This window comes from Arthrobacter sp. SW1 (assembly GCF_001766675.1).
Classification (GTDB): domain Bacteria; phylum Actinomycetota; class Actinomycetes; order Actinomycetales; family Micrococcaceae; genus Arthrobacter.
In genome coordinates this window covers 57,852-75,337 of sequence record NZ_MJLT01000002.1, presented here as the reverse complement: position 1 = coordinate 75,337, position 17,486 = coordinate 57,852, and the positions used below count along the sequence as shown (strand labels likewise).

Genomic DNA, 17,486 nt, shown 5'->3' with positions numbered 1-17,486 from the left:
ATGCGCCTCTTATTCTTGACCCGTAAATGAGCAAATTTTACCGGCCTGCAGGGTTTTTAAAACAAGTGGATAGTCCTTCGGCGCCCACCTCCACGCCCGGCACTCCGGCGCTTCCGGCAGCCCGCTCCCGATTGACGTATTCGAACATATATTCGAACATTGAAGTATGCCAGCAGCACTGCCCGATCCTCTTCCCGCTCCCCTGCGCACCCCGCCGGGTGAGGATCTGCAGACCCGGATCCACCTCATGCAAGGCCGGCGTGCACGGGAGCATTCCCTGCCCGTGGTTCCGGCACTTAAGCGGGTCCTGCCCGCAGGCCTGCGGCCCGGCGGCGTCTATTCCTTGCAGGGTTCCATGTCCCTGGCCATGGCGCTCCTGGCCGGCCCGTCCTTGAACGGCGCCTGGTGCGGGGTGATGGGGCTTCCCGATTTCGGAGTGGAAGCCGCCGCAGGGTTCGGCGTCGCCTTGGACCGGCTGGTGCTGGTACCCGATCCCGGCGAGCGCTGGCTGCAGGTGCTCGCAGCCATGACGGATGTCCTTCCGGTGGTGCTTGCCTGTGCCCCGGCACGGACTGCTCCGGCGGATGCCGCGCGCCTCGGTGCCCGGCTCCGCGAGCGCGGCTCCGTCCTCCTCGTGGCAGGGAACTGGCCGCAAAGCGAAGCAGTGCTGAGGGTCAGCGGCCAGGACTGGGAGGGCTTGGGCCAAGGCCACGGCCACCTCTCCCGCCAGGAGCTCCGCGTTGAGGTGGCGTTGCGGGGTGCGTCCCGGACCGCCGTCGTGGATCTCTCCGGCGGAGTTCCGGAAAAGGCCTCCGCGTACCGGATCGGGGCCTGAGCGTGCGCCACAAAACGATGCGGCCACAAACAATGCCCCCGAAACCAGGGGTCCCGACGCCGGCCCCCGGCGGAACGGTTTCGCGGGCCATGGTGGCTTGGTTCCCGGACTGGCCGCTTGTTGCCGCCCGCTTGGCGGAGGATCTTCCGGCCGATGGTCCCGCAGCTGTCATCGCCCAGGGGAAAGTGGCGGCGTGTTCGGCCGAGGCCCGGAACGAAGGAGTGGTCCGGGGGCTGCGGATCAGGGAAGCCCAGACCCGCTGCACCACCCTGGCAGTGTGCCCTGCGGATCCCCTCCGTGATGCCCGGGAATTCGAGCCCGTCCTGGCTTCCCTCGAAGAGCGGAGCCCGGGCGTCGATGTGTTGCGCCCCGGCCTGTGTGCCATCCGGATCCGGGGCGCCGCCCGGTATTACGGCAGCGAGGAATCAGCTGCCGGGGCGGTGCTCGATGCCGCCGATTCCCTGGGTGTCGAAGCCCGGGTGGGGGTTGCCGATTCCGTTTTCGCGGCCGTGCAGGCCGCCCGGAGCACCACCGAAAGCGTCGCGTTCATGGTGCTGCCCCCGCACACCTCACGGGATTTCCTGGCTCCCTTCCCGGTGGAAGCGCTGGAGCAGCCGGGCCTGGCTTCCCTGCTGAAACGGCTTGGCATCCACACCCTGGGTGATTTCGCCCGGCTGCCGCTGTCCGATGTCCGATCCCGTTTCGGTGAGGCCGGGGTCCTGGCCCATGCCATGGCCCGCGGCGAAGACCCTACAGCGGTAGTGCCCCGGGTTCCGCCCAGGAAGCTTGACCGCCAGGTGGATTTCGATCCCGGTCTGGACCGTATCGACCAGATTGCCTTCCAGCTGCGTGCACCGGCCGGGGAGTTCATCGCGGCGCTGCAGGAAGCCGGCCTGGTATGCACGGAGCTGAAGGTCGCACTGACGGACGATTCCGGCACCCGTTCGGAGCGGCTGTGGGGGCATCCCCGCCACTTCATGGCGAGCGACGTCGTGGACCGGGTGCGCTGGCAGCTCCAGCCCCGCTCCGCAGACCCTTCCGGCATCCAGGGGGCGGGCGGGATCACCTCGGCGATTGTCCGGGTGGAGCTGATCCCCGGCCGGACGGATTCCATCACCGGCCATGGGCAGGACCTGTTCGGGGAAGGTGCCGAAGAGAAGATCCACCACGGGCTGAGCCGGCTCCAAAGCATGCTGGGGCAGGACGCCGTGCTGGTTCCCGCCGTCGCGGGCGGACGGGTGCTGCATGAGCGGCGGCTGCTCACCCCGTGGGGCGATCCCGTTCCGCGGGAGGCCGCCCTCCAGGCGGCCAGGCCGTGGCCGGGGAGCATCCCGGATCCCCAGCCGGCCACGGTTTTCGCCTCCCCTGTTCCTGTCCTGCTGCTGGATGCGGCCGGCGAAACAGTCCGCATCGATCCCCGCGGGGTGCTCCTTTCCCCGCCGGCCTGGTTCTGCCCGGATGCCGACGGCGGAAGCCGGGCACCGCGGCGGCAGGTCACCGAATGGACCGGCCCCTGGCCGCTGCGGCAGCGCTGGTGGGATGAGGACCGCCGTCGCCATGCCGAACGCTTCCAGATTGTCGACGGCGACGGCGACGCCTGGCTCCTGCTCCTGTCCGGCGAACGCTGGTGGGCCGAAGCCCGCTACGACTAAGGGCACCGCTCCCCCGCTGCCCCGGCAACACCAAGCAAGAAAGACACCATGGGCTGGCACAATTCACCACTGACCTGGGCGCAATTCGAAGGCACCCTCTCCGGCAGGCTCCCGCGCGAAGGCGACGGGCCCCGGGACCATACGCGCAAGGGCGACGGCGGGGACAGTCCGGCCTGGTCCCGGAAACGCGGCCCCTACCGTCCCCGGCCCGAACTTCCCGCCCGCGGAGCGGTTCCCTATGCGGAGCTGCACGCCCATTCGCACTACAGCTTCCTCGACGGCGCTTCCTCGCCCGAGGAACTCGTGGAGGAAGCGGTACGGCTGGGACTGCATGCCCTCGCGCTCAGCGACCACAACGGTTTCTACGGGATCGTGCGGATGGCCGAAGCCGCGGAGGCCTACCAGCTGAAGACCGTGTTCGGCAGTGAGCTCTCCCTCGGCCTGCGCAAACCCCAGCACGGCGAAGCCGACCCCGAAGGCGAACACCTGCTGGTCCTGGCCCGCAAGGAGGAGGGCTACCACCGCCTGGCTTCCGCCCTGACCGCTGCCCACCTGGATCCCGGCGCGGAAAAAGGCAAGCCGGTCTACAGCCTCGATGCCCTGGCCGACACCCTGCACGGCCACTGCCTGGTCCTGACCGGATGCCGCAAAGGCTCCGTGCGCCGCGCCCTGGTCTCGGAGGGCGAAGCGGCCGCGGCACGGGAACTCGATGCCCTGCTGGAACGCTTCGGGCACGGAAACGTGGCGGTGGAAATCTTCGACCACGGCAACCCCTTGGACACGGACCACAACGATGCCCTCGCCCGGATCGCCCAGCGCGCCCGGGTTCCCCTGATCGCCAGCAATGCCGTGCACTACGCCGTGCCGGAGCAATATCCCGTGGCCACGGCGCTCGCCGCGGTCAGGGCACGGCGCAGCCTGGATGAACTGGACGCCTGGCTTCCGTCCGGCTCCGGAGCGCACCTGCGCAGCGGGGCCGAAATGGCTGCGCGGTTCGCCCGCTATCCGGGGGCCGTGGAACGCACGGTGGAGCTGGCCGACGATCTCGCATTCCAGCTGCGAGCGGCCCGGCCGAAGCTTCCCAAGCTCGATGTCCCGGACGGCCACACGCCCATTTCCTGGCTGAGGGAACTCGTCAGGCGGGGCGTGGCGGAGAAGTATCCGGGCAACCGTGCCGACGTCCATGCCAGGATCGAACAGGAACTGGCCGTGATCGAGGCGAAGGACTTCCCCGGCTACTTCCTGATCGTCCACGACATCGTGCAGTTCGCCCGCTCCCGCGGCATCCTCTGCCAGGGCCGTGGTTCGGCGGCGAATTCCGCCGTCTGTTACGCCTTGGGGATCACCGCCGTCGACAGCATCTTCTACAAGCTGCCGTTCGAACGGTTCCTCTCCAGCCTCCGCGAGGAAGAGCCTGATATCGACGTCGACTTCGATTCGGACCGCCGGGAGGAGGTCATCCAGTACGTCTACGGCAAGTACGGCCGCTTCAACGCAGCACAGGTGGCCAACGTCATCAGCTACCGACCGAAGAACGCCGTCCGGGACATGGCCAAGGCGCTGGGCTACAGCCAGGGGCAGCAGGACGCCTGGTCCAAACGGATCGACCGTTGGAACGGCGTCGAGGAAGGCCAGGAGGACGGCATCCCGGGCCCGGTGCTGGAACTTGCCGAACAGATCATGGGTTTCCCCCGGCACCTGGGCATCCACTCGGGCGGCATGGTCCTCACGGAACGGCCGGTGGGCGAAGTGGTGCCGATCGAACATGCCCGGATGGAAGACCGCACGGTGCTGCAGTGGGACAAAGACGACTGCGAATGGATGGGCTTGGTCAAGTTCGACCTCCTGGGCCTGGGAATGCTCGCGGCGCTGCAGTACTGCTTCGATCTGATCCGGGACAACTTCGGCGAGCAATGGACCATCGAGACCATCCCCAAGGAGGAGGCCGCGGTGTACGACATGCTGTGCCGGGCCGATTCGATCGGGGTGTTCCAGGTGGAATCCCGGGCCCAGATCAGCACGCTGCCCCGGCTGAAACCGCGGGAGTACTACGACCTCGTGGTGGAGATCGCGCTCATCCGGCCCGGCCCGGTCCAGGGCGGGGCTGTGCACCCCTACATCCGCCGCCGCTCCGGCGAGGAGGACATCACCTATCTCCATCCGCTGCTGGAACCCGTGCTGGAACGGACCCTTGGCGTTCCGCTGTTCCAGGAGCAGCTCATGCAGATGGCCGTCGCCGTCGGCGGTTGCACCGCGGAGGACGCCGATCTGCTCCGCCGCGCCATGGGATCCAAGCGCGGGGTGGAACGGATCGAATCCCTCAAGGCCAAGCTGTATGACGGCATGGCGGCCAACGGGATCAGCAAGGACGATGCCGACCAGATCTACGCCAAGATCGAAGCCTTCGCGAACTTCGGCTTCGCGGAGTCCCACTCGCTCAGCTTCGCGGTGCTGGTCTATGCGAGCTCCTGGCTGAAGCTGCACTACCCGGGGGCGTTCCTGGCGGCGCTGCTCCGGGCACAGCCCATGGGCTTCTACTCCCCGCAGAGCCTGGTGGCCGATGCCCGCCGGCACGGGGTCAAGGTGCTCCGGCCGGACATCCTCCGCTCCCGGGCCGAGGCGACCCTCGAGGCACTGGAGGAACCGGAGCCTTGGGAAGACAACGGCGAAGGGAACGACGGCGGCCGGCCGGCGGGCGCGCCAGCCGCCCCTTCCCGGGGGATGGACTCCTGCCTGCTCCCCGAGCATCCCAAGCCCGGGCCGTTCGACCCGGCGCTTCCGGTGGAAGACCACCTGCACCGCAGGGACGCCACCCATGCAGTACGCCTTGGCCTGGACGGGGTCACGAGCATCGGAAGCGAGGTGGCCCAACGGATCGTCGCCGAACGGGAGGAGAACGGCCCCTATCTGGACATGGCCGATCTTTCCCGGCGGGCGGAACTCAGCGCCGAACAGTTGGAGGCGCTCGCCTCCTCCGGTGCCCTCGATTCCCTGGGCCTGAGCCGCCGGGAAGCCTTGTGGCAGGCGGGCAGCGCCGCCTTGGAGCGGAAAGGGCAGCTTCCGGGAACGCAGCTTCCCGTCCAGCTGCCGCTGCTGCCGGAGCTCTCGCCGCAGGAGAGCGTCATCCAGGACCTGTGGGCCACGGGGGTCAGCACGGACGACCATCCCATGCGCCATGTCCGCGGCACGCTGGAGAAGCGCGGCGTGGTGCGGATCGACGGCTTGGCGGACGTTGCACCGGGCACCCGGATCGAAGCCGCCGGGCTCGTCACGCACCGGCAACGGCCGCAGACCGCGCAGGGCATCACTTTCGTCAACCTCGAAGACGAAGGCGGCATCCTGAACGTGATCTGCAGCGTAGGGCTGTGGAAGCGCCACCGCCGGGTGGCCCGGGAAGCCGTGGCCTTGATCGTGCGTGGTTTCCTGGAGCGTTCGCCGGACGGCGTCACCAACCTGGTTGCGGACAAGCTGGAGGCCCTGGGTTTGCCGGCCGCGCCGAAGTCGCGGGACTTCAGATAGACACCGTTCCTGTGATTTATATCACATCTGCGCGACTGATATATCAGTTCTATATTAGATTGGGCTCGTCGTAGACCGACCGTCAACTCGATGAGGAGTGAAACAGCACATGCAGAAACTCGCGCAACGGCTCGAACGCCTGGGCACGGAAACCGCCTTCAGCGTCGCTCAAGCCGCCGCAGCCTGGAAGGCCAAGGGGAACCTGGTGTACCCCTTCCATCTGGGCGATATCAACATCCCCACCGCTGCGAACATCGTGGAAGCGATGAACCGCGCAATCGCTGACGGTTACACGGGCTACTGCCCCGGCCCCGGCATCCCCCAGCTGCGCGAGGCCCTCGCCGAGGACCTCGGCTCGCGCCGCGGCGTCACCTTCTCTCCCGACAACGTGGTGGTGATGACCGGCGGCAAGCCCGTCATCACGAAGTTCCTGCAGGCCGTCATGAACCCCGGCCAGGAAGTGCTCTACCCCAACCCGGGCTTCCCGATCTACGAATCGCAGATCGAATACCTCGGCGGCACGGCCGTGCCCTACCGTTACGTGCCCACCAGCACCGGCTTCGCGATTGACTTGGACCAGATCCGGGCCTCGATCACCCCGAACACCACCGCGATCATCTACAACGACCTGCAGAACCCGATTTCCGCGGAGTCCACTGCGGCCGAGCGCGAGGCCATTGCCCAGATCGCCATCGAGCATGACCTCTGGGTGCTGTCCGACGAGGCGTACTTCGAAACCCGCTACGAGGGCGTGTCGAGCTCGATCGTCTCCCTGCCGGGCATGGCGGAGCGCACGGTCATCCTCTACACCTTCAGCAAGAAGTTCGCCATGACCGGCTCCCGCCTCGGCTGCGCCGTCGCGCCGCTGGAAATCGCCCAGGTGCTGAGCAAGCTCAACACCAACGATGAATCCTGCACCACGCACTACGTACAGTGGGCCGGCATCGAAGCACTCCGCGGGCCGCAGGATTCCGTGCAGCAGATGCTCGATACCCTGCAGAAGCGTCGCGACACTGCCTGTGAACTCGTCAACTCCATCCCCGGCATGCATGTCGCCGTGCCGCAGTCGACGTTCTACCTCTTCCCGGACGTCACCGGTGCCATGGAGCGCCTTGGCTACACCGCGGTCGGCGACTTCGCCACCGCCGCCCTGCACAACACCGGTGTTTCCTTCTGCACCCGTGAACACTTCGGCCGGCGCCTGCCGGGCGAGGAACGGCAGTACATCCGGCTGGCCTACTCGGGCATCGAAGCCGCGGACATCCGTGACGGCCTTGGCCGCCTGCGCGAATGGATCGAGTCCGCATGAGCCGCGTAGTCGTTACCGGACGGGTGCCCGAGGCCGCACTCGAAAAGCTCCGCGCCGAACATGACGTCGACGCCTGGACCGGCACGGAATCAATCAGCCGCGAGGAACTGCTGCAGCGCGTGGCGGGAGCGGACGCCGTCGTCAGCCTCCTCACCGAACGCATCGATGATGAACTGCTCGACGCCGCCGGGCCGCAGCTCAAGGTCGTCTCGAACGTCGCTGTCGGCTACGACAACATCAGCGTGCCGGCATGCACCGCACGGGGAATCGTCGCCACGAACACCCCGGGCGTCCTCACCGAGGCGACTGCCGACATCGCCTTCGGGCTGATCCTCATGGCAACCCGCCGCCTCGGCGAGGGTGAACGGCTCATCCGCGCCGGCCAGCCGTGGAAGTGGGGCATGTTCTTCCTGCTCGGCAGCAGCCTGCAAGGCAAGACACTCGGCATTGTCGGCATGGGCGGCATCGGGCAGGCGACTGCCCGCCGGGCCAAAGCCTTCGGCATGGAGGTCGTGTACCAGTCCCGCAGCGAGATCGATCCCGCCATCGCGGCCGAACTCGGCGCCCGCCGGGTGGAGCTGGATGAACTGCTGGCGGTATCCGACGTCGTCTCCCTGCACTGCCCGTACGGCGACGCCACGCATCACCTGATCGGCGCCGAAGAGCTCGCCGCCATGAAGGACACGGCCTACCTGGTGAACACCGCCCGCGGGCCGATCATCGATGAAGCGGCACTTGCCACCGCACTGCGCAACGGCGTGATCGCCGGCGCCGGGCTGGATGTCTTCGAAAAGGAACCGCAGGTCTACCCCGAACTGCTCGAGCTCGAGAACGTGGTCCTCGTACCGCACCTCGGCTCGGCCACGGTGGAGACCCGGACCGCGATGGCGGTCCTCGCCGCCGAGAACACGCTCGCCGTACTCCGCGGAGACCAGCCGCCGACGCCGATCGTCAAGTAGCGTCCGCCAGGAACCGCAGCGGGCCCCGTCCGGAAGGACGGGGCCCGCTGTCGTCGCGAACAGCCCGGGAGCTGTTCACCAGTCAAGCCAGCCGAAGATTCCCGAGTCGCTGTCCCGCGCCGCGTGCGAGCCCGGCGACGGTTTGGGAAGATGCGCGAGCGACGCCGGCCGCTGCACCCAATCGGCGGTATAGAACGGCGGACGTTCCCACTGAGGGCGCTGCCCGGCGGCCTCGCCCAAGGCTGCGATCAGGTCCATCACGCGGGACGTGAGTGAAAGAATCCACGCCCAGCGCTCGGGTTCATCGGTGGAAACATCGAAACTGTAGCCGTACAGGAAGATCCAGGAACCGGTCACCTCGACATCGAATGACGCCGTGACGTGCGTCATCAGGCGCAGGGTATCGCCCGTAAGGAAGGCCCGTACGTAGGCCTCCTGCCCCGGTTCGCAATAGGTGCGAAAGTGCTTATCGGTTTCCCCATCCAGAACGATGGTCTCCCGCCGCGCAAACCGTCCCAAGGGAGTCCCGGAGTCCGAGCCGCGGTAGTTTTCGTTCAGGCTGGAGTAGTTGTCTTTCCGTGCATAGATCCCTGCCCAAGCGTTCGGCCGCTCGGAATCGTTGGCCAGCGAGTCCAGCACAAGGTGCGGAAGCGCCAGGTCATGCCGGACGGCAACGTAACCGAATGCGCGCGCCACCTCGGAACCGACAGAACGGTGGTTGCCGAACTCCACGGCCGGAGGCCCCTGATAGCCTAGGATGTCCTCGCATTCTCCCGTAAAGATCAGCCCCGGCATGCTGTCGGGCCGGTGCATGTCGTATGCCTGGCGCTTGTAAAGCAGGCCGTTTGCCTGCCCGAACCGTTCCAGCTTGCGGGGCGGGCCGCCGTAGGTCCACCAATCCGTCGCCATGCCCTTCACATCGGCATTGACCAGGGCGGCAACGCGGTCCTTCACTGATTTGCTGCCAGACCACGCCTTGCGGAAATTGCTCCGGGCGGGCCGCAGCTCGTCGGGAACCGGCGGGGCCGCCTCAACCAGGGGGCCCGCATCGAACCAGTATTCATTCGCCTTCTCAGACTCAACCATGGCCCAACCTCCATCAGTGCCGGAAAGTGATTCACAGCCTAGCGAATGGCGCGGCTTCCGGGCCCCTGGAACAGCGAGCGGCAGCCGGTACAACAAAAGATCCCGCGGATTTCCATCCGCGGGATCTCTTGTGACAACGGGTACTCAGACCTTGATGTAGCCGTTGGGGTTCAGCACGTACTTCTTGGCGGCACCCTGGTCGAACTCGGCGTAACCGCGCGGTGCGTCGTCGAGCGAGATCGGGGTGGCATTGACGGCCTTGGCGATCTGCACCTTGTCGTGCAGGATGGCCATCATCAGCTGGCGGTTGTAGCGCATCACGGGGCACTGGCCGGTGGCGAACGAGAGCGATTTGGCCCAGCCGAGGCCCAGGCGCAACGAGAGCGAACCAACCTGGGCGGCCTCGTCGATTCCGCCCGGGTCGCCCGTCACGTACAGTCCGGGAATACCGATGCCGCCGCCGGCGGCGGTGATGTCCATGAGCGAGTTGAGCACGGTGGCAGGCGCCTCGTGTCCTGCATCCGCCCCGTGTCCGCGGGCTTCGAAGCCGACGGCGTCCACGGCGGAGTCGACCTCGGGCACCCCGAGGATCTGCTCGATCTGGTCACGCGGATCACCCTTGGATACGTCGACCGTCTCGCAGCCGAACGAACGGGCCTGAGCGAGACGGTCCTCGTTGAGGTCACCGACGATCACGGCTGCAGCGCCGAGGAGCTGGGCGCCAACGGCGGCAGCGATGCCGACAGGGCCGGCACCCGCGATGTAGACGGTCGAACCGGGACCGACGCCCGCGGTGACTGCGCCGTGGAAGCCGGTGGGGAAAATGTCGGAGAGCATCGTCAGGTCGAGGATCTTCTCCAGCGCCTGGTCACGGTCCGGGAACTTCAGCAGGTTCCAGTCCGCGTACGGAACGAGGACGTACTCGGCCTGCCCGCCGACCCATCCACCCATATCGACATAGCCGTAAGCGCTGCCGGGCCGGTCGGGGTTCACGTTGAGGCAGATTCCGGTCTTGCCCTCTTTACAGTTGCGGCAGCGTCCGCAGGAAATGTTGAACGGCACGGAGACAATGTCGCCCACCTTGATGAACTCAACATCGGGGCCGACCTCAACCACTTCGCCGGTGATTTCGTGACCGAGCACGAGCCCTTCAGGCGCCGTGGTCCGGCCGCGGACCATGTGCTGGTCAGAGCCACAGATATTCGTGCTCACAGTCCGCAGGATGGCGCCGTGCGGCACCTTCCGTCCGACGTTCGCGGGGTTGACCCCGGGTCCATCCTTCAGTTCGAAGGTCGGGTAGTCGGTGTCGATTACTTCAACGACACCGGGCCCCTTGTAGGCGACTGCCTTGTTCCCAGACATCCTTGTCCTTCCTGTATGCGGCGTTAACCGTCCACCCCCGAGTCTGCTGCCGCAGGAGGGCGCGACCAACGCCCCTACCGGACAGGTGGACCCATACTTTCGGGTAGGCATCCTGGCATGGCACACCACAGGATAGATAAGAATGATTCTTGATAAGCCAACAATAGCCTGATGAACCGGGATTTACGCAAGTAGCAAGGACTGAATGCACCTCGCAGCGGCCGGAAGCCGGAGCGCTTAAACCAAAAAGTCCCGCGGATTTCCATCCGCGGGACCTCTTTTTGGTGGTACTAACCGACCCTGATGCGAAACAATTCTTTACAGGAGTCAGCAAGCTTCACGCCTACCTCCAGAACCAGGCTAGCCAGACCGACGCGCCGGCTTCGGCCCCGGACCAAGGCTCAGCCCGCCGATCGATTCAGATGCAACGCAGACTCACGCCCAAGCAGGTCGAGCGGCTTGTAGACAGATACCAGGGCGGTGCCACCGTCTACGAGTTAGCCGACGAGTTCAAGTGCAGCCGAGGGACCGTAAGCAAGAAGCTCAAAACAGCCGGCGTCACCCTGAGACGTACTCCCCCGACCAAGAAGCAGATCGATGAGATGGTCAGGCTTTACGAGTCAGGGCTTTCGTTGGAGCGGACTGGAGAACGAGCGGGGTTCACCGCACATACAGTGCTTAAGTACTTGCAAGGGCGTGGGGTACGGACGAGGGATACCCATGGCAACGCGAGGTAAGCCTTGAATTGGTGTGCGCTGGACCGGAAGTAAGGGATCGAACCAGCTGTAGTGAAATACCACAGACCGAACAGGGCGCACCATTGGTGCGCCTCATCAGAGGTGCTCCTGGGGTTCGGATCCTTCGCTGGAGGTCAGGTGCCAACCATCTCGCTCCGGAGCAGGAGTCCTGTACCGTCAGGCCAGATCGTAATTGATTGCACAAAAGGAGATTTGATGGCAATGCGGAAGAAGACTAGGCAAGTTCATGTTCGAAAGGAGGAGTTATCGAAATCGACCCTGGCGAAAGAGCAGAGGTTTCCCAAGTGGGAGATGCGGACATTCGGCAATTGGGCTTACCGGATGTTCCTCGGTGTCGGGGCAGTCATCACGGCGTGGGTGACAATCGCAGCATTCTTTCCGTCCGCGCAGAAGAACCTGTTCCCGAACGACTACTGGTACGGAATTCTCAAGGAACTGCATGCGGGCTTCAGCGACGATATCTTTCGCGAGAAGCTGGGAACGCCGGCAATTATCTCGGAGGTCTCTTCGGCACCAAAACTGACCCAGCGTATTTATCTGCAGGAGAAGTTCGCTGTCATGACGGTTTCGAACCAAGATGGCAATGTTAATATCTATTCTGTGCTAGCTTGCGCAGAAGACTTTAAGCCAACATTTAGCACCCCATCGTCAACCACTGTTCGAATCCAGGACCGTCCCCTTAATAGACTAGAGATGGCAGCTAATTGGCAGCCCTCGAACGAACGTGAACTGGTGTACGTACCGGGACGGACAGTTTCGAGCCTTGATCAGCTTATCGAAATTGGTGCGGGAAACGGCAATAACGCCGTTCGTAACCGACACTATTTCGTCGGAGTGAATCAAGGATGCGGTCGGCCCAAAATGCCTGACTGGGTTAGTTGGAACGAGGTCGCTTATTCAGGTCCTTCGTCGGAAGCAACCGAAAGTGTGCGTGCGATTAGAGCATCAACACCGGCCAATTTCTATGCAGAATCCTTAGGCCTCGACATTTCCGTCGAGAAGGAGTGGGGTCACTTACTACTTCCTGGACGCTCGCATGAAACTAAGGATGCCTACAAGCTGACGATATCTCCACACCATTTCCTCTTACCAGCGGATTTCCTTGCCCGAGGCCGTCTCGCGATGCAGCGTTAGGGCCGCACAGCGTGGTCGATAGCGCCGGCCAATGCATCAAGATCCAGCTCCCTGACTCTCCGCCGTTCTTGTGCTTCTCGGGACCACGGTGAGCTTGTCTCTCATTTCGTTCTTGGTGTTCAACGCACAACCGGGAGTCATGCGATGCGCATCGTCTGGGAGTTGGCCTACTCAAGCGCGCTTATAGCACTACAAACTCTCACACTCGCCAGTTCTGGTGAAAAACGGCCAGCCCGCCAGCTCTATTTACGTCCTACTATTCAAGTCTCGATCGCACGCGGTGCCCTCGTCGGGGGCTTGCAATCGATTCGAGCGGGCCCCGCACGGCTTTCGGACGAATTGACCCTCTCCATAGTCAGCATCGGGTCAACAGTCTTGGTGGCCCGCCCCTGGTGGGTTCGCGCCTCGCCCGGGGTATCCAACCACCCGTAGCTAGGATCACTGCTAACCGAACCCAAGTCCGCGAAGGAAGTAGCGTCTTGATGCCCAACCAATCACTCCCACCACTAGGCACCCGCCGCATTGCCGCCGAAATTCGCTGCAGTCGCGGCAGTGTCAAGAAGTTCCTTGGCAGCACAGGATCTTAAGGCAACTCAGTCGATGTCCTACTGTTCGGACACTGCTCCCCCATTGCGCTGAATACCGCAGCTAACTTCTGTAGATCCGGCGACGGCCGAAGAACTGCCTGCACCGTGATGTGTCGCGTCGCTCACCTGTGCCAATCCGTCGCAACACCTTCTCGACAATGATGCGGCAGCAGCTTGGTACGCAGCCTTGTCCAGAAGAATGCAGCTCAGCTTGCCAGCCACCTGACGGAAACCGTCCAGACACAGATGGGCAATTGTTCCTGTGGCGACGAGCTCCGCTTACAACACACAACGGCGAAGCAATCCTTGAGAGGACCTGTCCGGCAGTAGTCCAAGATCCCAGACATCATTGTTGACTCAACACCTGGGCTGTTGCCAGTTGGTGACCTTCGCCCCTCCTTGAGTCAAATATCCATACAGTTCTTGGACTTTGCGTTTCTGGCTTCGTTCAAAGGACGTAAAAACGAGACGATGACCAGCGCGGGAGAATCCCACGAAGAACGTCGCAAGGGCTTCCTCTTTGTTCCGAGCAATCGACCACCATTGCTCGTCATCCAGCCCGAGAACGAATACCGTATGATACTCAAGCCCCTTGCTCCGATGAATGGTCATGAGCGATACAGCGTCATCTGAGCGAAATGCGCCAACAAGATCATCCCAATCCGGAGCATTATCGATCGCGAATTCGAGTCTCTTGGTGAAGGCTTCAAGAAAGAGCTGGACCTCGTCGCCACTGTGCATGCCGCGAACGAACCTTGATAGGGAGGTCTCGCCAACGATCGCTGTCATCCGCCGGACAAGGTCACTCGCGTTCGCTGATGTCATCGGAGTGTTCCTGATCCATTGTGCGAACGCGGACGTGAACTGACCAAGGTGGTCGGAGGCTGTCCGTGCCGATCTCTCGTCTTGGTCGTTGCCAATGAGGCGGCGTAGAAGAGCAAGCGTCTCCGTCCATTCCGCAACCAGTCCGGCGTTCTGGATCGAAAGGCGAAGCACCCCTAGGAGGAAGTGAGTCAGATCATGCTTGAGCAGGTCCTGAAGACGCATCCCGCCGTACTGGGTGTCGTCATTGCGCAAAGTGATCTCATGCTTCGAAAATTCAGCTATCAGCGCCGGCTCAAGTTCACCAACCTTCTGGCGAGCGACAAGAACGAAGTCCTCTGCAGTGCGGCCCGATGCTCTTATATCCTGAGCAATCCAGGCTGCGATGTGCTCTGATTGGTGCTTCTCATCGTTGAAAGTCCAGATCTCTATCGGATCATGTCCTTCCTCCACTTTCGCCATAGATGTGACAGGCTCCGCATTCGGATCCAAGCTCGAGGCAATCGTGCGCTGTGCCGAGACGAGGGCAGATGAGGATCGGAAGTTCCATAGCAAGCTAAACTTTTTAGCTTGGAAATCCGTCTCGTATCGCTGCATTGCCTCTTCAACGGCTCCTGCGAAGCCCATGATTCGTTGCTTGCGGTCGCCTACCGCGGTAACGGTGACCCCTGGGCAACAGAACAGGGCCTTCAGGAAGCTCAATTGGGCACCGGTCGTATCCTGAAATTCATCGATGAAGACAAATGGGTACGTTGCGCGAATAGCCCTTTGAAGAGCCGGACTGTTCCGCACCGTCAGTTCGGCCAACCGATTGATCATCACGAAATCCACAGCTGGACTCTGAGTATCAAGGTACCGTGCTCGCCACCATGTCCAGGCTGCGTATTCAGCAGCTGTAACGGGCGGAGTGCCAGGGTCGGCTGGCAGAGAGTATGTCCCTACGACTTCGGCAAGGAACTTCCATGGGTCGAGTCCAGAAATTTCGCGACGCAAGTCATCCGGGGCGTCGGCCAAACAATCATCAAGAAAAACCTGAACCTCGCGACTCGTCCAGAACCGAATGTCATAGGTTCTCGGGCTAACGAGCCACGGCGTAGGCAGAAGCGCCGCGAAGCGGTCAAAGAGGCCCTTCGCAAACGCATCGAAAGTCATGGAGACAAATCTGTCTGCGTGTTCCGGAACTCGCGACGCGACTCTTCGGGCGAGATTCGCAGCTGAGTCCCGTTTGAAAGAAATCGCAAGGATCCTTCTTGGGTTTGGGCATGTTTCGGTCTGCAAAAGGTACGCCGCACGTTGGGCGAGAAACTCAGTCTTTCCCGCTCCTGGGCCAGCCGTCACTGCGGTGCATCCATCATGCCGCAACGCCGCCCAAGCCGCTGGTTCCAAATCTTCAACCCCAGTAGGCTTCCATTGCGACTGAAGCCGTGCCTGACGGCTCGGACGGAGCTCACGATCTGCATCGCTCATCGATTCGCAAGCCTGTCACCTGCGAATCGCACAATCGCCTCGAGGACTTCTGGCGGTTCCTGGAGAGATTCCTGTTTCAGACGGCTGAGGGCCTGCAGGTGCGTCGTCGGCTTCGACCGGTTCGAAAAAAGATACCGATACCAACGCAGCGCCTCGGCCCTCTTCTCTCCTTCTTCTCCGGGGGGCGTCCAGTATTCCTTACTGCGTTCACCCCCACCTGTACCCAAAACCGCCTCAAACGCATCGCTCTCTTGTGGACCACGTTGGCTGCCCTCAATTCTTTGGTAAGCGTCCGCGTAATGAGTCATCATCAACATGTCCAGATCGAGAGGGGAAGAAAAAAATATCCCTTTCGTCCTCAGCCCCTCAAACAGCGGACTCAAATCCTTCTGCCCGTCGTCATCGTCGAGCTCCTCTAGAGCGATATCGCCTAAGACTTCAGTGAGGTCCACTCCGACCGCCGCTAGGTTCTTACAGGCATCCCTTAGCCTGCCGCGCCCACCACCCGCGCGTCCGTAGTCCAGGTCCAACAAGGTTGCATGAGGAATCTCCAGATCGGTGAGTAGGCGCCAAAAATGATTCGTGTGGCGACCTCCTAGTGGCACCATGGCAACAAAAGAAGGGTCGAGATCAATACCCAATGCCTTTGCGACTGCCGGTACGACCACCTGCTCAGAGTCACCCTCCCCCAGGATCACGAAACGAGCGAAGTAAAGCTCCGGATACGCCCGGACTGCCTCTCTAACATAGATACCAGCATCGCTAGCCTCCTCCGGGAGGGTAATCGATCTCACCGTGGCGCGCCCGTTCTGAACATCATGCCGGAAATAACGGATCATGTCTGGCTCGACCCGCCCTAGGGAACTTGCGGAGTGGCTTGAAAGGAGGACCTGCGCCTTGGGCGACTCTCCGAGTTCCAAAAGCTGCTGAATTATTCGGGACAGGTAGAAAGCGGACAAGTTGTTCTCCGGCTCCTCGACCCCGAGAATAGTCAGCGACGGAAGGTGGGCGGCAGCAATTTCGAATTTTGACTCATGGCGTCCGGCCCCGAATGAAAGCTCGATATCGAGAGATGCCGTAGTCAGGGCAAGATGGAGCAGAGACTTCTGGCCGTCGCTGAGGAGTTTAGCTGGACGTGACGTCTTGGTGTGATCCGGCTCAAACGCAAGATCAACGTCACGCAGAAATTCGTTGACATCCGGCTCAAACACCCTCAGCTTGGGAAATGCATGCGTACCTGCTCCGTGCAATTCTGCCCACCGACGCCCAAAGGCGGCCTCGACCGTTTTCGTCGCGCTTTCACCATGAAACTTTTCATCGATCTTGGCGCTGGTCTCCCGGACCAGGGCTTTCATGTCTTCGGACCACCGTGCAGCGCGCCATAGCCTCCCGCGTAAGAAGCTGGTGACTTGCCGGGCGCCGTCCCGAGACGCCGGCACATAGACGAACTGGATTCGAGACCGCTCCGCTGCTGGCAGCGCAGTCGTTTGCTCCGCCGTGTAAGCCTTTTCAAATGTCGAGACAGTGACCAACTTGGTCTCGATTGTTCCATCAACAGTGCCGTCTTCAGTCCACTGAGACTCAAGTACTATCCGGCATTTGAGCTTTCCATCCTCTGCGGCTGCGAGATGCCGGAAGAAGTCAGGCACCGCAGAAATGTCCAAGGACGGCACCTGAAGTTCCGGGAAAGCCAAGGTGACGTCGATGCGAAGGGTTCGAAACTCAGGGGGATCAACTTCTGAAGCAGGTACGTGAAAGTCATCCAGCCGGACCGTGCGCTCTTCAGAGCTAATGCCGAACACTCGTTGAAGGGCCTGGCAAACAGCTGTTTTCCCGGACCCGTTGGTCCCAATGAAGGCCGTCAGTTTTTCATCGAGATCAACCGTCTCACCGCCGTCGCCAAAACACTTGAAGTTTGTCAGGCCAACTGATTCAACATGCAATGCTCCCCCTAGTTTTCTCGATGTCTAACTGTCGATAATAGCGGCTCTCCCTC

General features: G+C 62.7%; 10 protein-coding genes. 6 read left to right on the top strand and 4 right to left on the bottom strand.

What is annotated here, in order from left to right; genetic code table 11:
- Positions 1–166: 166 nt before the first annotated feature.
- The 5 genes from BIU82_RS03450 to BIU82_RS03430 all read left to right on the top strand — a co-directional run bounded on the left by BIU82_RS03450 (position 167) and on the right by BIU82_RS03430 (position 8,274).
- Complete coding sequence (locus BIU82_RS03450; RefSeq protein WP_070348077.1) at positions 167–835, top strand: hypothetical protein; 669 nt, start codon at positions 167–169, stop codon at positions 833–835.
- Positions 836–867: 32 nt separating this feature from the next.
- Entirely contained in the window at positions 868–2,487 is a 1,620-nt protein-coding gene (locus tag BIU82_RS03445) for a DNA polymerase Y family protein (RefSeq protein ID WP_070348076.1), read from the top strand.
- A 48-nt stretch (positions 2,488–2,535) separates the two neighbouring features.
- Positions 2,536–6,006: an error-prone DNA polymerase gene (locus BIU82_RS03440; RefSeq protein WP_070348075.1), complete on the top strand. Its 3,471-nt coding sequence runs from the start codon at positions 2,536–2,538 to the stop codon at positions 6,004–6,006.
- A gap of 109 nt (positions 6,007–6,115) precedes the next feature.
- Positions 6,116–7,315, top strand: a complete 1,200-nt coding sequence (locus tag BIU82_RS03435) for an aminotransferase class I/II-fold pyridoxal phosphate-dependent enzyme (RefSeq protein ID WP_070348074.1) — start codon at positions 6,116–6,118, stop codon at positions 7,313–7,315.
- Complete coding sequence (locus BIU82_RS03430; protein ID WP_070348073.1) at positions 7,312–8,274, top strand: D-glycerate dehydrogenase; 963 nt, start codon at positions 7,312–7,314, stop codon at positions 8,272–8,274. Before BIU82_RS03435 ends, BIU82_RS03430 begins: the two co-directional genes overlap by 4 nt.
- 75 nt (positions 8,275–8,349) lie before the next feature.
- Here the strand turns inward: BIU82_RS03430 and BIU82_RS03425 are convergent, their stop codons facing one another.
- Together BIU82_RS03425 and fdhA are read right to left on the bottom strand one after the other, a co-directional pair.
- Positions 8,350–9,360, bottom strand: coding sequence for a hypothetical protein (locus BIU82_RS03425; RefSeq protein ID WP_070348072.1), 1,011 nt, complete (start codon positions 9,358–9,360; stop codon positions 8,350–8,352).
- A 144-nt stretch (positions 9,361–9,504) separates the two neighbouring features.
- A complete protein-coding gene (gene fdhA / locus BIU82_RS03420; protein ID WP_070348071.1) occupies positions 9,505–10,722 on the bottom strand; it encodes a formaldehyde dehydrogenase, glutathione-independent in 1,218 nt (405 codons plus the stop codon).
- A gap of 953 nt (positions 10,723–11,675) precedes the next feature.
- Between fdhA and BIU82_RS19580 the strand changes: the two genes are divergently transcribed.
- Positions 11,676–12,614, top strand: coding sequence for an ETEC_3214 domain-containing protein (locus tag BIU82_RS19580; RefSeq protein ID WP_139146491.1), 939 nt, complete (start codon positions 11,676–11,678; stop codon positions 12,612–12,614).
- Between the two features lie 944 nt (positions 12,615–13,558).
- Here the strand turns inward: BIU82_RS19580 and BIU82_RS03410 are convergent.
- Both BIU82_RS03410 and BIU82_RS03405 read right to left on the bottom strand, forming a co-directional pair.
- Positions 13,559–15,490, bottom strand: coding sequence for an ATP-dependent helicase (locus BIU82_RS03410; protein ID WP_070348070.1), 1,932 nt, complete (start codon positions 15,488–15,490; stop codon positions 13,559–13,561).
- Entirely contained in the window at positions 15,487–17,433 is a 1,947-nt protein-coding gene (locus BIU82_RS03405; RefSeq protein WP_070348069.1) for an AAA family ATPase, read from the bottom strand. Before BIU82_RS03405 ends, BIU82_RS03410 begins: the two co-directional genes overlap by 4 nt.
- Positions 17,434–17,486 lie beyond the last annotated feature (53 nt).